Annotated in this window: 14 protein-coding genes and 1 pseudogene; 4 read left to right on the top strand and 11 right to left on the bottom strand. The window is 70.3% G+C overall.

Annotated features, from left to right (window positions below; all coding sequences use genetic code 11):
* Positions 1-176 precede the first annotated feature (176 nt).
* Positions 177-368, bottom strand: a complete 192-nt coding sequence (locus DKM19_RS25400) for a hypothetical protein (RefSeq protein ID WP_239513580.1) — start codon at positions 366-368, stop codon at positions 177-179.
* A 197-nt stretch (positions 369-565) separates the two neighbouring features.
* Here DKM19_RS25400 and DKM19_RS25395 point away from each other — a divergent pair, with 197 nt between their 5' ends.
* Positions 566-1,180, top strand: coding sequence for a TetR/AcrR family transcriptional regulator (locus DKM19_RS25395; protein WP_110698911.1), 615 nt, complete (start codon positions 566-568; stop codon positions 1,178-1,180).
* The gene (locus tag DKM19_RS25390; RefSeq protein WP_110698910.1) at positions 1,177-1,401 is read left to right on the top strand and encodes a hypothetical protein; all 225 of its coding nucleotides are present in this window, start codon (positions 1,177-1,179) and stop codon (positions 1,399-1,401) included. The genes DKM19_RS25395 and DKM19_RS25390 overlap by 4 nt, the downstream gene beginning before the upstream one ends.
* Positions 1,402-1,407: 6 nt before the next feature.
* Here the strand turns inward: DKM19_RS25390 and DKM19_RS25385 are convergent, their stop codons facing one another.
* The 3 genes from DKM19_RS25385 to DKM19_RS25375 all read right to left on the bottom strand — a co-directional run bounded on the left by DKM19_RS25385 (position 1,408) and on the right by DKM19_RS25375 (position 5,660).
* Positions 1,408-2,913 (bottom strand): glycosyltransferase family 39 protein, encoded by a 1,506-nt coding sequence (locus DKM19_RS25385; RefSeq protein WP_110698909.1) that lies wholly within the window; start codon positions 2,911-2,913, stop codon positions 1,408-1,410.
* Positions 2,914-3,066: 153 nt separating this feature from the next.
* Complete coding sequence (locus DKM19_RS25380; RefSeq protein WP_110698908.1) at positions 3,067-4,029, bottom strand: threo-3-hydroxy-L-aspartate ammonia-lyase; 963 nt, start codon at positions 4,027-4,029, stop codon at positions 3,067-3,069.
* Positions 4,030-4,295: 266 nt separating this feature from the next.
* On the bottom strand, positions 4,296-5,660 hold the full coding sequence (locus DKM19_RS25375; RefSeq protein ID WP_204358216.1) for an NAD(P)/FAD-dependent oxidoreductase: 1,365 nt from the start codon (positions 5,658-5,660) through the stop codon (positions 4,296-4,298).
* Between the two features lie 403 nt (positions 5,661-6,063).
* Here DKM19_RS25375 and DKM19_RS25370 point away from each other — a divergent pair, with 403 nt between their 5' ends.
* A complete protein-coding gene (locus tag DKM19_RS25370) occupies positions 6,064-7,371 on the top strand; it encodes an SLC13 family permease (RefSeq protein WP_110698907.1) in 1,308 nt (435 codons plus the stop codon).
* Between the two features lie 83 nt (positions 7,372-7,454).
* On the opposite strand, the gene DKM19_RS25365 is transcribed toward DKM19_RS25370, so the two are convergent.
* Positions 7,455-9,218: an MOSC and FAD-binding oxidoreductase domain-containing protein gene (locus tag DKM19_RS25365; RefSeq protein WP_110698906.1), complete on the bottom strand. Its 1,764-nt coding sequence runs from the start codon at positions 9,216-9,218 to the stop codon at positions 7,455-7,457.
* A gap of 407 nt (positions 9,219-9,625) precedes the next feature.
* Here DKM19_RS25365 and DKM19_RS25360 point away from each other — a divergent pair, with 407 nt between their 5' ends.
* On the top strand, positions 9,626-10,201 hold the full coding sequence (locus tag DKM19_RS25360; protein ID WP_110698905.1) for a TetR/AcrR family transcriptional regulator: 576 nt from the start codon (positions 9,626-9,628) through the stop codon (positions 10,199-10,201).
* A 107-nt stretch (positions 10,202-10,308) separates the two neighbouring features.
* Here the strand turns inward: DKM19_RS25360 and DKM19_RS25355 are convergent, their stop codons facing one another.
* From DKM19_RS25355 to DKM19_RS53075, 6 genes and pseudogenes are all read right to left on the bottom strand, one after another.
* Entirely contained in the window at positions 10,309-11,250 is a 942-nt protein-coding gene (locus DKM19_RS25355) for an RNA polymerase sigma factor (protein ID WP_204358215.1), read from the bottom strand.
* A 224-nt stretch (positions 11,251-11,474) separates the two neighbouring features.
* Positions 11,475-13,418, bottom strand: a complete 1,944-nt coding sequence (locus DKM19_RS25350) for a S9 family peptidase (RefSeq protein WP_110698904.1) — start codon at positions 13,416-13,418, stop codon at positions 11,475-11,477.
* A 155-nt stretch (positions 13,419-13,573) separates the two neighbouring features.
* Complete coding sequence (locus tag DKM19_RS25345; RefSeq protein WP_110698903.1) at positions 13,574-14,335, bottom strand: SDR family NAD(P)-dependent oxidoreductase; 762 nt, start codon at positions 14,333-14,335, stop codon at positions 13,574-13,576.
* An 81-nt stretch (positions 14,336-14,416) separates the two neighbouring features.
* Complete coding sequence (locus DKM19_RS25340) at positions 14,417-15,445, bottom strand: sigma-70 family RNA polymerase sigma factor (RefSeq protein WP_239513579.1); 1,029 nt, start codon at positions 15,443-15,445, stop codon at positions 14,417-14,419.
* Positions 15,442-15,738: a hypothetical protein gene (locus tag DKM19_RS51945; protein WP_239513578.1), complete on the bottom strand. Its 297-nt coding sequence runs from the start codon at positions 15,736-15,738 to the stop codon at positions 15,442-15,444. The genes DKM19_RS25340 and DKM19_RS51945 overlap by 4 nt, the downstream gene beginning before the upstream one ends.
* 64 nt (positions 15,739-15,802) lie before the next feature.
* Positions 15,803-15,913 (bottom strand): annotated as a pseudogene (locus DKM19_RS53075) (TetR/AcrR family transcriptional regulator); the annotation flags it as partial.
* Positions 15,914-16,169: the final 256 nt, after the last annotated feature.

Genomic DNA, 16,169 nt, shown 5'->3' with positions numbered 1-16,169 from the left:
CCTGCTTTACCATCGCCGCGGCCGAGCTGTCCGGGTGTCGTCCACCTGCGCGCGGACGACACCCGGACGCCCGCCGGGTGGAGGGAGAGCGATCCGGTCCGGTGGTGACGACCCCCGACCGGGCGCGTCACCGGATCACCCGGGTCTGCCGGAGTTCGGCTACGGGAGGACCGGGCTCAGTCGTTCGGGCGGACGAACAGTTCGAGATGGGAGCACCGGACGCAGCGGAAGGCGTCAATGATCCAGCGCGCTTTTCCCAGCCGCCTGGCGCCGCCGAACAGCCCGAGCTTCAGAGCGCCCTCGATCCAGCGGCCGTACCCGTGGGAGTGCTCACCGCCGTCCTCGATGAAGCCCGGTTCCAGATCCACGCTGTCACATTGAGTGCATCGCATGCCCGTATTGTGCCAGCGATCTCTCCGGCGACCAGGCCGTGCGGTCCACGGCTCCCGCGCGACCCGGACGTCCGGGCACGCGGGGATCGGAAGGCCGGTCGTCGGGGCCTCACCGGTCAGGGAGAGCCTGGCGCATAAAATGAACTGGGAAGTCCATTTTAGGAGCGAGAACCATGCAACGGTCCCTCACACCGAAGGGCGAGGCCACGCGGGCGCGCATCATCGAAGGGGCCGCCCTGGTGCTTCGGGAGAGCAACGTCGTCTCCGCCACGCTCGACGACATCCGGCAGCAGACCGGCACGAGCAAGAGCCAGCTGTTCCACTACTTCCCGGAGGGCAAGGACCAGCTGCTGCTCGCCGTCGCCCAGTACGAGGCGGACCGGGTGCTGGACGACCAGCAGCCGTACCTCAGCTGTCTCACCTCCTGGGACGCGTGGTACCAATGGCGGGACGTCGTCGTCGAGCGATATCGGTCGCAGGGTGACACCTGTCCCCTGAGCGCGCTGTTCCTGCAGATCGGCCGCACCACGCCGGGCGCCCGGGCCGTCGTGGTGGAACTCCTGAACAGATGGCAGGCCGAGCTGGCCGCCGGCATCCGGGCGATGCGGGACGGCGGCCACCTTCCGGCGTCGTACGACGTCGACGAGGCCGCCGCGGCTCTCCTCGCCGGTGTGCAGGGAGGAGTGTCGATCATGATGTCCACCGGACGGTCCACTCACCTGGAGGCCGCGATCGACCTCGGGATCAGGCACCTGCGGATGAGTGGCCGGGAGCTCGCCCTGCCGTGAGCCCCACGGAGAAACCATGGGACCACGTTCGGCCAGGGCCTGCCACCGACCCGGCGTTCCCCGTCCTGGCCGAGCGGTTTCCCGAGCCGCGCCCCGTGCTCGATGAGCCGGCGCGCGACCACCACATGGTGGCCGGGATCCTGCGCCGCCCGGAAGAGCTGCTCGGCGGCCTCGGGGCGGAGCCGGGTCCGCTGTCGGATACCGCGCCCACCGGTTGGTAGAAGCCGTCAGTAGAAGTGCCGCAGGCTGGGCCACAGCGCAGACCAGGGCTTGGCCGTGCCGGAACAGAGCGCGATCGGAGCGTTCTGCTCCTCGTTGTCCACGCCCTGGCCGTTGTCGACGTGGCCCACCTGCCGGCAGCCGGTGAGGAGCCGCTCCGACGGCTGGTCGCCTTCCCCGTACACCAGCAGCACCGGCCCGTCGGCGGAGTCGGGCGGCGGGCCCCAGTCGGCGTGGCTCATGTGGCCGGAGTACGGCATGGGCAGGCCGTACTCCGGGCCGTACCGGGCGATCGCGCCCGCCTGGCCGTAGTTCGCCGTGAAGATCACAGCCCGGGCGCGCTGCTCGGCGGGGATGGCGGACCACTGGGCGGCCACCGCGGCGGTGAGTTCCGGCCACCCGACCTGCTCGCCCTGCTCGCTGTTGATCGCGTTCGGCACGGACAGCGCGCTCGGCGGCAGCAGGGGCAGCGCGATCACGGCGGACATCGCGGCCGCCACGACTCCGGCGACGACGACCACCCAGATCCGCCACCGCTCCCGCATCCACCGTGACACCGGCTCGCAGCCCGCCGCCGTCAGAACGAGGAGCAGGGGCAGCGCGTAGTACGGCTTGCCGCCGGTCAGCAGCACCAGCGCGCACAGCACCGGGTAGGCCAGTGCCACCGCGCGCGCCCACCGGAGCTCGGGGTCGCGCCACAGGCGCAGGAATCCGGCGATCCAGACCGGTACGAACAGGGGGGACAGGTAGGCAATCTGCATGGGGACGAACAGCAGCCGGTTCTCGAGCCCGTCATCGGCGCTGATCCCGCCCGCGACGGTCAGCTGCGGCCACCCGTGCGTGGCCTGCCACCACAGGCTGGGGCCGGCCAGAACCGCCGCGACGGCCACCCCGACGGCCAGCCACCGGCTGCGCAGCACGTCGCGGGGTCCCACCGCGAGCAGGGCCGCGAGCAGGGCCACGACCAGCAGCCCGACGAGATACTTGTTCTGTACGGCGAGGCCGACGGCCGCGCCGATCGCGATCCACAGGCGGCCGTCCCCGGTGCGCAGCAGGCGCAGCGCCAACCACGCGATCACCACCCACGCGAGCATGTCGAACGTGGCCGTGGAGACCATGTGGCCGACCGCCAGGACAAACGCCGACGCCGCCGCGCAGAACGCGGCGATCATCTGCGCGCGGCGCCCCCCGCCCAGCTCACCGGCCACCAGCGCGACCACGAGGACGGTCGCCACGCAGGCGAGCGTCGAGACGACCCGCAGTCCGGCGGGGGCGTCTCCGAAGACCGCGGTGACCGTCCGCACGATGAGAGGGGTCAGCGGTGGCTGGTCGACGTAGCCCCATGCGGGATGGTCACCGGCGACCATGAAGTACAGCTCGTCGCGGTGAAAACCGTAACGCTGGGAAAGCCCGGTCAGCAGCCCGGCGAGCCCCACCATCACCGCGACCACGGGAGCGGTCGCGAACGCCGCCCGCCTGCCGGTGACCGACACGTCCGACCGCGCAGCGTTCATTCCAGGATCTTCCCAATTCGGGGTATACGGCGCTACCCAGAAGGCGTGGCCGTTTCCTGACAGTGTCCGGCCGTTTCCCCGTACCGCAGCGCCCCCGCCGGACCGGTCGTCATCATCCCCGATCGCTCCCGGCGTCGCCGTGCGGCCGGGGGCTCAGGAGGCCGTCAGCGACGCGAAGCGGTCGAGGTCGATGTTGCCGCCGCTGACGATCACTCCGATCCGCCGCCCGCGCAGCTGGGCGGCGAGTTTGCGGACGGCGGCGAAACCGAGGCAGCCGGTGGGTTCGACGACGATCTTCATGACGGACCCGAAGATCCTCATGCATTCGACGAGCTCGGCGTCGGTGACGGTGAGAATGTCGTTGACGTCGCGGCGGATGATGTCGAACGTGTGGGTGCCGAGATGCTGGGTCTGCGCGCCGTCGGCGATGGTCTTCGGGGTGTCGATGTGGACGATGGAGCCCTGGCGCAGGGACTGCTGGCCGTCGTTGCCGGCTTCGGGCTCGACGCCGTACAGCTCACATCCGGGCGACAGCGCCTTGGCCGACAGCGCCGTGCCGGAGAGCAGCCCGCCGCCGCCCAGAGGCACGAAGAGCGCGTCGAGGTCGCCGACCTCGTCGAACAGCTCCCTGGCCGCGGTGCCCTGACCGGCGATCACATGGTGGTGGTCGTACGGCGGGATCAGGGTGAGGCCGCGGTCGGCGGCAAGAGCGCGACCGATCTCCTCCCGGTCCTCGGTGTAGCGGTCGTAGGCGACGACCTGCCCGCCGTAGCCCTTGGTCGCGGCCACCTTCGCGACCGGTGCGTCGTGGGGCATGACGATCGTGGCCGGGATGTCCAGCAGCCGGGCGGCCAGGGCGATCGCCTGGGCGTGGTTGCCGGAGGAGTAGGCGACCACGCCCGCGCGTCGCTGCTCGGCGGTGAACCGCGACAGGGCGTTGAACGCGCCGCGGAACTTGAAGGCGCCCATGCGCTGGAAGTTCTCGCACTTGAACACCACATCGGCGCCGAGGTCTTCGTTGACACGGCGCGAACGCAGCACCGGCGTGCGGTGAGCGTGTGACGCGATGCGCGCGGCGGCGCTCTGGACGTCGTCGTAGGTCGGTGACTGGGGCATTGGCCTGACTCTCTTCGGTTGGTCCACCCGGCGCGACGCACCGGACCACCGCGCTGACGGCGCGCCGGACCACCCTCGGCCGAACGCCCCGACCGCCCTCACGGAGATCACGGACGCCCTTACCGCGGGGTGACCCGGACCATCAGGTCTACCGGCAGGACGAGGGCCACGACAAGTCCGCGGGGGACCGGCGTGCCCCGGCCGGTTCCCGCGCCGGGATGGGAACGGCGACCGGAAGGCCTGGGGCCGACGGTGACCATGAGGCCTCAGGCCGGGGAGGCGGGACGGGTGATGTCACCGGTGGCCTCCGCTCGCGAGGCCGACGCCCTGACGGCCTTTCTCGCCGAACGGAACACGCGGAACACGTGACCGGGCGACAGAAGCCGGGTGGGCGGGTCGAGCATGTTGGCCACCCGGATGAACGACGCCCCGAGCACGGGGTCGACCGAGGCCGCGGCGCGGTAGTGGTCAAGGTACCGGCCGACCAGCCGGTCGATCGCCTTCCGCTCTCCTTCGATCTGGGGGAAACGCAGATCGCCGCCTGCCGCCAGGAACCAGGCACCGTCGACGACCTTGGCCGCCGCCGGGAAAAACCGGTGGGCGAGGTCGCCGGTGCCGTCGGCGAGAAGCCCACGGAGCAGAAGCGCTTCCAGGGCGGCCACCGTCATGCCCTGGCCGTAGGTCGGGTTGAAGTTGCACAGCGCGTCGCCCGTGATCAGAAAGCCGTTCAGGTGCCGGTCGAGCTTTTCGTGATGGTGACGTACGCTCGCCGGATACCGCATCTTGACGGGCTCGTCCAACGGCCTCGCCGAACGGATGATCTCGGCCGCGTCGGGTCCGCTGAGGGTCTCGGCATAGGCCTTCATGCCTCCGTCGTCGAGCGGCGGTTCCTCGCCGACCAGGCCGAAGAGCACCACCGCGAATCGGCCCCCTTCCTCCCGCAGGACGCCTCCTCCGCGCGGCAGGCCGGGGAAAGGCACCATCGCGGAGCCGTTGTGTCCGTTCAGGTGCTGTGGCTCGCGCCGGTAGTGGCGGGTCACATAGACGACATCAGGCCGTACATTCGACGTCGGGGGCTGCGGATAACCCAGCTCCCGCAGCCACACCCGGGCGCGTGAGCCGCGTCCGGAGGCGTCGACGACCAGGTCCGCGTCGACCGTCAGCTCCTCCGCGTCATCCGCACACCGCCTGACCCGAACGCCCGTGACCCGTCGCCGGTCCGTATCGGTGACGAGCCCGAGCACGTCGGTCGAATCGACGATCTCAATGCCTTTCAAGGCCGCCACGCGGGTCCGGATCATGTGTTCGATCAGTGGACGGCTCATGCTGAACACGATGATTCCGGAGGGCGCGGGGCGGAGGAGGTGGCCGTCGAGGTAGGTGCGAAGGTCGACCTGGGCGTCCCCGCGCGGGATACCGGCCGCGGTCATCTCCTCCGAGAACCCGGGGAACAGCTCGTCGAGGGCTTCCACGCCGCGGGCGAGCAGGATGTGGAGCTGACGGCTCTGCGGGACGCCCCTGCGGGGGACAGGCCCGTCCGGAAGGACATCCCGGTCGATCACGGTGACCCGCGAGAAGGTGTCACCGAGCGCGCGGGCCGCGAGCAGACCGGCGACGCTCGCACCGATCACCAGGGCATGACCGCTCCTCACCGTCGCAGGGCCGGCCGGCGTCACGGGTCATTCCCCTGACACGACCACGGGTGAGAGAGGCATCCGCTTCGGTGAACGCCCCTCCCGTCACCGCGTGAGCGCACGGCACCGAGAAGCTGATCGCTGTCCATTTTGAAACTGTATGTCGGATTTATGCCGACATGGTGGCCGTGTTGCACCCGGGAGCGAAGAGACATCCCTGACGAGTGGGCCGGCCGCCTCGTCAACCCGCCCGGGCACACCCGCGTGTGATGACGGGCCCGGTGACATCTTCCCCCATACCATGGCCATCCCAGCAGTGATCACCTTACGCTCGTCATGATCGGTCGGATACGGCCTGGCTCGCCGGGCCGCCCTCCCTCTTTTGAGCCTCGGAGTGAGCATGTCTCCAGAGATCATCTCGATCCTCGTGCTGGTGGCGATGTTCGTCGTGGCCACCCTGCTGCCGGTGAACATGGGGGCGATCGCCTTCGCGGCGGCGTTCCTGGTCGGCGTCTACGTCGCGGACCTGTCCGCGGACGACATCTTCGCGGGCTTTCCCGGTGATCTGTTCCTGACGCTGGTCGGCATCACCTACCTCTTCGCCATCGCCCAGAACAACGGGACGGTGGACTGGCTCGTCCGGCTGGCCGTGCGCGGCGTCCGCGGGCGCATCATCGCGATCCCCTGGATCATGTTCGGCGTCGCGGCCGTCCTGACCGCGATCGGAGCGGTGAGCCCGGCCGCCGTGGCCATCATCGCCCCGATCGCCCTCGGATTCGCCGCGCAGCACCGCACCAACCCCCTGCTCATGGGTCTGATGGTCGTGCACGGGGCCCAGGCGGGAGGCTTCTCTCCCATCAGCGTCTACGGCGGGATCGTCAACCAGGTGGTCGAGCGGGCCGGGCTGCCGGACAGCACGATCGCCATCTTCCTGAGCAGCCTGGCCTTCAACACCCTGGTAGCGGTGATCATCTTCGTCCTGTTCGGCGGGCGGGAACTGCTGGGGCGTAGGGAGTCGGTGGATCGGCCGGCTCAGGAAGGCGTTCGGGACGGCGTTCAGGGCGAGGTCCAGGGCGGCGAGCGCGGTACGGCGCAGGCGACGCTCCTGCGTCCGACGCGCGACCAGATCCTCACCGTCGTGGGCCTGCTGGTGCTGGGCGTCGGCGCCCTCGTGTTCGAGCTCGAGGTCGGCTTCGTCTCGATCACCGTGGCGGTGCTGCTCGCGATCATCTCTCCGACGGTCCAGAAGGGAGCGGTGGACAAGATCAGCTGGTCCACCGTCCTGCTCATCACCGGTGTGGTCACCTATGTCGGAGTGCTCGAGAAGATGGGCACGATCAAGTCGGTCGGGGAGGGTGTCGCCCACATCGGCGCACCGCTGATCACCGCCCTTCTGCTCTGCTACATCGGAGCCATCGTGTCCGCCTTCGCCTCGTCGGTCGGGGTGCTCGGTTCGACGATCCCCCTGGCGGTGCCGTTCCTGCTCATGGGCGAGGTCGGCGCCGTGGGAGTGATCGCGGCGCTCGCGGTCTCCTCGACCATCGTCGACTGCAGCCCCTTCTCGACCAACGGCGCGCTGGTCCTCGCCAATGCGCAGGGGGTGGACCGGGACGCCTTCTTCCGCAAGCTGGTCGCCTACGGCGCGGTGATCGTGGTGGTGGCACCGCTCGTCACCTGGCTGGTGCTCGTGCTGCCCGGCTGGCTGTGAACGCGACCGGATCTGGTCCGGTCCGCTACCGAGCCGTCCGCTGAGCGGCCGTGCCCAGCGCCTGGACCTGTGTGGAAAAGAGATCACAGGTCCAGGACGAGATCGTCCCGGGGCTGGGAACAGCAGATCAGCACGTCGCCCTCGGCCGGCGCCTCCACCGGTTCGGGGGAGTAGCCGACGGCTCCGGACAGCAGACCGCTCTCGCAGGTGTGGCAGACGCCGGTACGGCAGGACCAGCGGGTCGGCACGTCACAGGCCTCCGCCAACTCGAGCAGGCTCGCGTACGAGGGATCCCATTCGACGGTGAGACCGCTGCGCGCGAACGAGATCGCCGGTCCCTGGCCGGGTGGACCCGCGGGCGGATGCACCGGCCGCGCGGCGACATTGGTAAGCCCGGGCGTCAGGGCCGGCCCCGCACCGAAGATCTCCGTGTGGATCCGGGAGGGAGTGAGGCCGGCGGAGGCGAGGGCGGCGGGAAGCTCGTGCATGAACGCCGGAGGGCCGCAGAGATAGGCGTCGGCCACCCGTGGAACCCGGAGGCCGTCGAGCAGGTCGGCCGATATCCGTCCCGCGGTCTCGTAGTCGACCCCCCGGCGGTCATCGGGTGCCGGACGGCTGTAGAAGACGTGCTCGTGGGCGTTCGGGAGCCGGGCCAGCAGGTCACGGCTCTCCTGCGCGAAGGGGTGCTCGGCGCCGTCGCGTGTCCCGTACAGCCACCACACCTCACGCGGGTCGCGGGCGGCGGCCAGCGCGTGCAGCATGGCCAGGACGGGAGTGGCTCCGATGCCGGCGGACACCAGCAGGACCGGCGAGTCGCCGTCCCGCAGGGTGAAGGTCCCCCTGGGGGCCGCGACGTCGAGAATGTCGCCGACGCGCAGGTGAGCGCGGAGATAGCCGCTGGCGACGCCCCGCGGTTCCTGCTTCACGCTGATGCGATAACACGTGGACCCCGGGCGGCCGGACATCGAGTAACTGCGGATGACCGGGGGACCGGCGGTCTCCGGGCGCAACCGGAAGGTGAGGAACTGCCCCGGCAGCGCCGCCGGCAGCGGCGCTCCGTCGACGGCGGCCAGCGTCAGCGAGAACACGGTTCTGCTCTCCGCGTCGATGCGGGCGACCTTCAACGGCCGGAACCCGTCCCAGGCGGGCGGCGGACCGGCGGAGGCCAGTCCCGCGTTGCCCGCCGGTTTCCCCGGGACGCCTTCGGCCTGGTCGAGCAGTGCCTGCAGGGAGCCCTTCCACCCCGGGCTGAGGGCGGGAACGCGCAGCGCCCGGGCGAGCTGGTCGCGGGGGTGGCCGGGCAGGTACAGCAGGGCGTCGATCTCCGCGACGGTCACGCCCTCCGGGCCGGAGGCGACCTTGACGATCTCTTCTCCCGCCTCCACGCGTCCCTCGGTGAGGACCCGGAGGTAGAACCCGGGACGCCGGTGGGACACCAGCAGGGAGGGCATCCGGGGCTCCTCCATCCGCAGGCCCACCCGGTAGCAGGTGACGCGCGGCTGGGTGACCTCGAACACCGCCTCGCCGATCCGGTATCGGTCTCCGATGCACACCTCGTCGTCCGGCAGCCCGTCGACGGTGAAGTTCTCCCCGAACTGCCCGTAGACGAAGTCGTCGCGTCCGAGCTGCTCCTGCCAGTGGCGGTAGGAGTCGATCTGGTAGACCAGCACCGCGCGGTGCTCACCGCCGTGCCCGGCGAGGTCTCCCTGACCGTCCCCGTCGATGTTGAGCCGGCGCACCATCCGGGGACCGGTGACGGCCTGCTTCCACACACCGGTGTGCACGTTCCTGCCCTGCCAGGGGACGTCCTGCGGCAGACCGACGTTGACCGCCAGCAGCTTGGCCATTGGCTCCTCCCCACGTCAGGGTTTTCCGTCCGGGTGGTTGGGCCGCGCAACGCAAGAAAGGCCTGAAACGTGCGCCCGATCATTGTATTTCACATGTTTTCACAGGTCAGAGCTCGGGGGTGATGTGGCCGCCGCGCTCCGGCAGGAGTTCGGCCGCCGGCCGCCGCCGGTGACGAGCCAGGTCTCCAGGGCCCGGAGGTCGCAGGCCACGAGCGGCCGTGAGGCTGTGAGTCGCCTTCGCAGTTGTCGGCCATGAGTGCCGTGGGGGGCTGTGAGGGGCTGTGGGCCCCCTCGCGGTCATCGGTCACGAATGACCGTGAAGGCGGCGAGTCACCCTCGCCTGGTCGTCGGGGTCAGGCTTGACACCGCTAAGACGACCGACCATATTAGAGCGGGAGGTGGTGACCATGGCCAGGCAGAGCATGCGCGAGGAGATCGTCGAAGCGGGGTTGGAGCAGTTCCACACCTATGGCTACAGCGCGGCCGGGGTGAAGGACATCACCGACGCGGCCGGCGTGCCGAAGGGGTCGTTCTACAACCACTTCGCCAGCAAGGAAGCCCTGGCCGTCGTGGCCATACAGCGCTACGGCGACGGGCTCCGCCTGCGAGAGCTCGCCGACGGCGGCGTCGACCCCCTGACGCGCCTGCGGGAGCACTTCGAGTTCCTCCGCGACGAGAACCTGCACCGGGGGATCACGCGAGGGTGTCTCATCGGCAACTTCTGCACCGAGATCGCCGACCACAGCGAGGTGATCCGCGAGGCCGCGCAGGACGGCCTCCGGCAGTGGGCCGCCCTGATCACGAAGGCGCTCACCGAGGCCCAGGGCGCCGGGACGGTGCGCGCCGATCTCAACCCCGAGACGACGGCACGCTTCGTCCTCAACGCCTGGGAGGGCACGCTCATCGCAGCCCGCGCCGACCGTTCGGCGGACGCCTTCGACCCCTTCTTCGACCTCGTGTTCGGCACGCTGCTCGTCGGCTGACGAGGTTCGACACCAGGGGAGATCTCGACGCCTCCCGGGGGTCGCGGGATTCCCAGGGGGCCGCAGACGGCGGACACCCGGTCCTTCCTGCTCGCGGCGGCCGGATCTCAGGGCGTGGGCCTCGCCGGCCGCGGGTGGAACAGCCGCAGCCGCCGGACCCGTTCGTCGCGCAGGAGGTGCAGCCAGACCACGCCGGGCGGGCAGTGATCCGGATTATCCGGCGGGTTGATCAGCTCGGCCTCCCAGATCATCAGGTCCCCGCTCGACACCACGTTGACGATGCGCTGCCGTACGCCGTGCGCCAGGTCGGACTCCATTCCCCGGATCATGAAGTCCTGGTCGCCCAGCCGCCGGCCGTCGGGCCCGATGAACTCGGCGTCGGGCCGCCAGCGTTCCTTCACGGCGTCGGCGAACGCGCCCCGGCGCGATGCCGCCAGCATCTCCTCGGCCTCCCGCCGTCGAACGTCGTTCAACGACGCGGCGTCGTCGTGCAGCAGGTCGGCCGTGTCCACCAGCGCGGTGGCGAGCTTGGTCCTGGCCTGGCTCAGCCGGCTGCGGACGGTGCCGACCGGCACCCCGCACAGCGCGGCGATCTGCTCATACGATGAGACCTCGCTGAAATACCGCAGCAAGGCCGTCAGACGCACCGGTTCGGATAGCTCGCTCAGCGCGTGCCAGACCCAGTCCCGCAGCGACCGGCTCTCCAGCAGCTCCTCCGGCGTCGGTTCGCCGGAGGGCAGCGCCAGCGCCTCCACGTCGCCCAGCAGTACGGCGCGCGACGCCCGCAGCCGCATCCGGCAACCGTTCCGCACGATCGCCCGCAGCCACGGGCCCACGGCCGCCGGATCACGCAGCTCGCCGATCCGCCGCACCGCCACCAGCATGGCGTCCTGGACGGCGTCCTCGGCGTCGGGCCCGTACCCGAGCATGCTCAGCGCGACCGCCTGCATGCCGGCCAGGTGCCGCGACATCAGCAGCCCCAGGCACGTCGCGTCTCCGGACTGGGCGGCGAAGACCAGCTCCACGTCCGACTCCGGGTTCGATGGCACACCGTTCTCCTTTCGGGCGCACTGAGCGCTCTCAACGAGATGCGGCGGCGGCCGGGAAAGTTCGACGACCCGGGCCGTGATTTTCGATTCCGTGCCCTGGCCCCGGCCCGCACCGCTCGCCCGGCGCCGCTCTCTCCGCGGCGGTGCCGTGCTCTTCCCCGGCCGGCGTGATCGACATGGGGGGCAGGCCAGGCAAGCCCAGAGAGGATATCAATTGACCGCAATCACGCTGTACGATCCGATGCCGGGTCGCCGAGCCATCGGTCGAACCAGGCGCGGGTGCGCCGGAGCACGTCGAGCTGGTGGTTGCGTTCCCTGAACGAATGTCCCTCTCGCGGGTAGACGACGAACTCGTGCTCGACGCCGAAATGACGCAGCGCGCGGTGGAAGAACGTCGCCTGGGCGAGCGGCACGTTCGTGTCGTTCTCGCCGTGCAGGATCAGCACCGGGGTGTTGATCTTCGAGGCGAACGAGATCGGGCTGAGCCGGTCGTGGCGGTGCGGTCCGGGCCCCTCCCAGCCGACACTGCCGCCGAGCCCCGCCTCCAGGATGCCCCCCTCGCCGGTCGCGACGAGCATTCCCCAGTCGCTGATGCCGGCGCCCACCAGCGCGGCCCTGAACCGGTCGGTCTGCCCGACCGCCCACGCGGCCATGAACCCGCCGTGGCTTCCTCCGCCGATCCCGAGCCGGTCCGGGTCCGCGACGCCCTCGGCGATCAGCAGGTCGATCCCGCTGACGATGTCGGTCCATTCCTCCATGCCGACCTTGCCCGCGACGGTCGCCGCGAAGTCGTGCCCGTGACCCTCGCCGCCGCGCGGGTTGGGCAGGAAGACCGCGTATCCCGCGGTCGCCAGCCACTGCCCCGACGGGTTCGGGCCGAGCATGAACTGGTCGGCGTACCTGCTGTAGGGGCCGCCGTGCACCAGCGTGATGAGCGGGAAGGGGCCGTCATCGCGGCTCCGCCCGACCGGCAGGATCAGCAGCCCGTCGAGGACGAGCCCGTCGGATGCCTTGTAGGAGAGGCGTTCCTGAGCTCCCCACCTGACCTGGCGCAGCTCCGGCCTGGTGTCGCTGAGCCGGATGAGAGGCCCGGTGAGCGGTCCGGCGTGAACGTTCTTCGGCTCGTAGGCCGTGCTCGCCAGTGCGGCGACGACCTCACCCGAGCGACTCACGGTGAGCGAGTCGGCGAAACCATCCATGGAGGACACCTGCTGGAACCGCCGTGCCTCGGGGTCGAGCCGGTGGATCGCGGTGTCGAGCCCGTCGGCGAACAGCGCCAGCGGCGGGCCGTCCGCGACCTGCGCGAGGCCGGACGGGCAGACCGTCATGCCGATGGTCAGGTTGCGGTGTTCCCCCGCGGCACCCGTCTCGGGAACGGTGACGTCGAAGACGGCCAGGCCTCCGACCGGGCCGGGCGGGGTCACCGCCAGGTAGGCCAGGTGCCAGGCGCCGTCGGTGTTCCACCAGGTCGGCGAGAACGCCTGCAACTCGGTCCGGCCGAGATCCTGGACCTTCCCGGTCCCCGGGTCGACCACGTGCAACGCGGAGGCGAAGCTGACGGGGTCGCCGTCCGGGGCGGCCCAGCTGATGACCGCGAGCGGGCCGCCGTCCGGTCGCTGGGCCACTTCGACGACGTGCCTGTCGCCGAGCCCGTCCACCACCCGGAGCTCTCCGGTGCCGAGGTCGAGCAGCCGCAGCCGGTCGTAGGCCACCCGCTCTCCCCATACCATCGCGTCGTCGCGCTCGATCCTCCGGCGTTCGTCCTCCGCGGTCGGCTCGTCCGCGGCGATCACGGCGATCCGGTGGGAGTCGCCGAGCGGGAGATGATCGGAGATCCCGCTCTTCCAGGTGGTCAGGGCCTCGGCCTCGCCGCCGTCGAGCGATATGCGGTGCAGCTGGGAGGTGCCCGGCTCCGTCCGGTCCGAGGTGAAGAGGAGCGAGCTCGAATCCGGTGTCCAGCGCGGGGCGGAGTCGTTCGCCGTGCCCGCGGTCAGCTTCCTGGGGGGTGAGCTCCCGTCGGCGGCGGCGACCCAGAGCGCGCTGACCGGGTGCTTCTCCCGCATTCCGATCGGGGTGACGGTATAGGCGACCCAGCGGCCGTCCGGGGAGATCACCGGCCGCAGGGGAACGGCGCCGTCCACGACCAGCTGCGGTGTGGCCTCTGTCATCGGCTTTCCCCCATCAAGATCAGCAATGTTCCGCACATCCTGTCACGGCGGAAACCCGACAACATCGGGTTCGGCACACGCCTCCGCCGGGCGGTCGGGCGCGGCACGGCCGACCAGCCGGGCGGTCCGGCACCGTTCGGCTGGTCGGTCGTGTCTCAGTCCAGGACCGCGCCGCAGGTCATGTTGATCACCGACCCCGTCATGGTTCGAGCCCAGTCCGAGGCGGCGAAGACGGCCACGTTGCCGACGTCCTCCAGCGAGGCCGCCCGCCCGGTCAGGGTCCGCCCGACGAGGTCGTCCTCGATGGCCCTGCGCTGGTCCGTGCCCGCCGGGATCGTCTCGGGCAGGCCGCCGGTCTGCAGGGTGACGACGCGGATCCCGTACGGCGCGAGCTCCGAGGCCAGCTGGCGCCGCATGGACTCGACCGCGTCGAACGCGACCAGCAACCCTCCCAGGTTGTAGTGGCGCATCGAGCCTCGGTCGCCCGGCCCGCCGAAGGCCATGATCACGCCCGACCGCTGCCCGGCCATGTGCCGGGCGGCGGCGCGCGCGGTGAGGAACTTGGAGCTCACGGCGGTCACGACCGGGCTCAGGTAGTCCTCCAGCGACATATCGATCATCGGCGTTCCCTGCACGTCACTGTCGGAGATCACGTTGAAGGACACGTCGATGCTTCCCGCCTCGGCCACGACGGCGGCCGCGTGCTCGTCGACCGATCTTTCGTTCAGCGCGTCGACCTCGGCGGTCTCCGCCGCGCCTCCCGCACCGCGGATCTGGTCGGCGACCTTCTCCAACGTCGCGCGGGTCCGCCCGGCGAGAAAGACCCGCGCCCCCTCGCGGCCGAACGCACGGGCGACGGCACCTCCGACCGAGCCGCCTCCGCCGTAGATGATCGCGTTCTTGCCCTTGAGCAACATGGTCTGCCTCCTGCGTGTCGATCGGGTTCCGTCACCGCGTACAACCCGCGGGAGGCTCCGAACTCATCGCCCGAGGCCGGATTACTCCGTGATCTCGTCGGGGAGGCCGAACAGGGCGAAGATCTCCGGCGTCAGGAACGAGACGACCTCGGCGATCTTCGTGCCGCGCAGCGCGAGCAGGTCGAGCCCCGACGCGACGTAGGCGGACCGGCCCTCGTCCCACATGTAGGTGCCGAACGCGAGCTGCCCGTTCGCGTTCGCGGGCAGGAAGCGCCATCGCCACCTCAGCGGCTTCTCGACCAGGAAGGCTCTGATGCCCTCGTGGCCCTCGTACCATTCGGTCAACGGCGGCATCGCGTACTTGGCGTCGTCGGTGAGCATGGCCACGATGGCCTCGACGTCCCCGATCTCCCACGCGGTCGCGTACCGGTCGGCCAGCCTCCGAAGGTCCTCGTCCCCCAGGGACCGCAGCTCCGTCTGCTGGCTGACGGCGGGAAGCCGATCGCCGAGGACCCTGCGGGCTCGCTGCAGTGCGCTGTTGACCGACGCGACCGTGGTCTCCAGCAGGTCCGCGACCTCGCGCGCCGAGAATCCGAGAACCTCACGCAGAACCAGGACGGCTCGCTGGCGCGCCGGCAGATGCTGGAGCGCGGCGACGAAGGCCAGCTCCACACCCTCGCGCGCCACGTAGCGAGCCTCGGGGCCCAGACCCGCCCCGCCCAGTCCCTCGTCGGGGTACGGTTCGAGCCACGAGGTCTCGGCGAGGGGCACGGCACCCGGGCTGAGATCGGTGGGAAGCTCCCGGCGACCCCTGCGCTCGATGAGCGTCAGGCACCTGTTGGTCGCGATCCTGTACAGCCAGGGCCGGATCGAGCCGCGGTCCTCGAACCGCTCCAGACCCCGCCAGGCCCGCACCAGCGACTCCTGCATCGCGTCCTCGGCGTCGTGGATCGACCCGAGCATCCGATAGCAGTGCGCCTGCAGCTCACCGCGGAACGGATCGACCAGCTGCCCGAAGGCGTCGGAGTCGCCCGCCCGCGCGGCATCCAGGAGCCGTGCCCCTGGTGCGTCGAGTGCGTCGTCTTCGAGCGCCCGCCCAACCTCACTCACGCCGACGACCCTAGTACGCCGGACCTGACCTTCGTGATCTTGTGGCATGGCGGCCCGCGGACGCGGGCTCGGTCAAAGCAGGTCAGGGCCACCTCGACCGAAGCCATCAGGGCCTTCCGATCGGGATCGATGGCTCCCATGACGCGCAGTCCCTGCATGATCGTCACCAGGAACCGCGCGAGGTCGGCCGCCCCGCGTCCGTCGGACAGCCGGCCGGATGCCTGTGCCTGAACGATCACGTCGAAGAGCGCGCCCTCGATCGACCGGGTGGTCGCCCGCAGTCGGTCGGCCACGCAGCAGCTCGACCAGCGAAAGGGCGTACCGCTCCCGGTAGAGGTCGATCGCCGCGAGGCACAGGTTGTCCTTGCTGCTGAACGCCGCGTACAGGGATCCGCGCCCCATTCCGATCGCGTCGACCAGGTCCTGGATGGAGGTTCCCTCGTAACCTTTGCGGCGGAAGGCGGACATCGCCGCCTCGATCGCCGCTTCGGTGCCGAACTCCCGGGTGCGTGCCGTGGCAGGACTCCAGGCTTATCTGGAACGATCGGTCATATTTGTGGATCGTGAGACGCTTCACGGCGACACGTTGAATAAGAAATAACCCCTGAGTTTCTGTAGGCTTCTCCAGATTGTTCCGTCCCAGGATCAGGGCGTTCTTCGTGCGGAGCACGCCGATCCGGCGATTGAGGAAGTCTCGGGATCGGTGAAGCCTCTCCCTCGTCGC

The organism is Streptosporangium sp. 'caverna' (assembly GCF_003203775.1).
Taxonomy (GTDB): Bacteria; Actinomycetota; Actinomycetes; order Streptosporangiales; family Streptosporangiaceae; genus Streptosporangium; species Streptosporangium subroseum.
The sequence above is the reverse complement of the archived record's forward strand: the minus strand, read 5'-3'. Positions and strand labels throughout refer to the sequence as shown.

Coding starts and splice junctions, on each gene's coding strand:
- DKM19_RS25395 (WP_110698911.1), top strand. CDS start 566: ATGCAACGGTCCCTCACACCGAAGGGCGAGGCCACGCGGGCGCGCATC.
- DKM19_RS25385 (WP_110698909.1), bottom strand. CDS start 2,913: ATGAACGCTGCGCGGTCGGACGTGTCGGTCACCGGCAGGCGGGCGGCG.
- DKM19_RS25380 (WP_110698908.1), bottom strand. CDS start 4,029: ATGCCCCAGTCACCGACCTACGACGACGTCCAGAGCGCCGCCGCGCGC.
- DKM19_RS25370 (WP_110698907.1), top strand. CDS start 6,064: ATGTCTCCAGAGATCATCTCGATCCTCGTGCTGGTGGCGATGTTCGTC.
- DKM19_RS25365 (WP_110698906.1), bottom strand. CDS start 9,218: ATGGCCAAGCTGCTGGCGGTCAACGTCGGTCTGCCGCAGGACGTCCCC.
- DKM19_RS25360 (WP_110698905.1), top strand. CDS start 9,626: ATGGCCAGGCAGAGCATGCGCGAGGAGATCGTCGAAGCGGGGTTGGAG.
- DKM19_RS25350 (WP_110698904.1), bottom strand. CDS start 13,418: ATGACAGAGGCCACACCGCAGCTGGTCGTGGACGGCGCCGTTCCCCTG.
- DKM19_RS25345 (WP_110698903.1), bottom strand. CDS start 14,335: ATGTTGCTCAAGGGCAAGAACGCGATCATCTACGGCGGAGGCGGCTCG.